Here is a 996-nt window from a genome sequence, read left to right as displayed (position 1 = left end):
GTACTCCTCGGTCTGCAGCAGCCCGTGCACGAACTCGTTCTCGTAGGCGCGGACCTGCAACGCCGCCTGTTCCAGGCTCAGATACGCGGCGAACCAGTCCGGCATGACGTCGCGGTACGTGTGCCACCAGCCGCGCTTGCTGGCCTCGCGGACCGACTTCAGGAAGGTGTCGATCTCCTGACGGTCCGTCACGCCGTAGACCTGCAGCAGCTTTTCGGCGTCCGCCAGGCGCAGCCGGGCCACCTTGGCGGCTTCCATCCGGCGGATCGTGGAGTGGCTGACCCCGATGGCCGCGCCCGCCTCCTCGTACGTGAGCCCCGCGCGGGTCCGCAGTTCCTCCAGCTGGCGGCCGAGGATCATGCGCAGGACGGAGGGGACACCGCCCCAGTCGGTCTCCGCGGTCACGGTCTACCTCCCTTGCGCCTCCAGCTCCGGGCGGCAGTCTGGCAGGGTTTCGCTCTTCACAGACTCTTTCGATCACTTCCTGGCGGAAGCAGCATGCACTTCGCGAGATGCAATTTTCAACTTGCTGGTTGCGATGCGTTGTTGGCAGGTGTCACAGTAAGCACGTCGTCACAGCTCGTCGAAGAGCGAGACGGCGCAGCCCAGTTGGGGGAAAAGGGCTGCGACCTGCGTTGGCCCGGCCGGGTCGCCAACCGCGCCTCGTGCGCGGCCGGTCGGCTCGACACCGGCACCGCCCAGGGTGCGAAGGCACACGAAAGGCGTACGGCGATGGCTCCGCCCTCTTTTCCCCAGCCGCTGGACCGACCTCCCGGAGGCGGGCGTCCTGGCCGACTCCCTGGGCCCCAAGGCCCCGGCCGGCTCGCCTCCGGGAACCAACACCCCCGCCACAGCCATCTGTTCGGCCTGCCGGCGACCCCGGCGTCGGTCGGTCCCGCCCGAAGAACCGTGGACGAACTGCTCATCGCGTGGGGCGTCCGCGAAGCCGTCCGGGACAACGCTGTCGTCGTGACCTCCGAACTCGTCACCAACGCG

1 protein-coding gene and 1 pseudogene are annotated in these 996 nt (G+C 68.6%); one reads left to right on the top strand and one right to left on the bottom strand.

All coding sequences use genetic code 11. The features are described from left to right. Positions 1–405 (bottom strand): helix-turn-helix transcriptional regulator (locus JHN45_RS52585; protein WP_201056609.1); only part of this gene is annotated, 405 nt, incomplete at its 3' end. A 141-nt stretch (positions 406–546) separates the two neighbouring features. Between JHN45_RS52585 and JHN45_RS53900 the strand changes: the two are divergent. After that, positions 547–996: pseudogene (locus tag JHN45_RS53900) on the top strand (ATP-binding protein); the annotation flags it as partial.

The organism is Streptomyces sp. MBT53 (assembly GCF_016654115.1).
In the GTDB taxonomy this organism is placed as follows: domain Bacteria; phylum Actinomycetota; class Actinomycetes; order Streptomycetales; family Streptomycetaceae; genus Streptomyces.
This window is presented reverse-complemented; position numbering and strand designations above follow the sequence as displayed.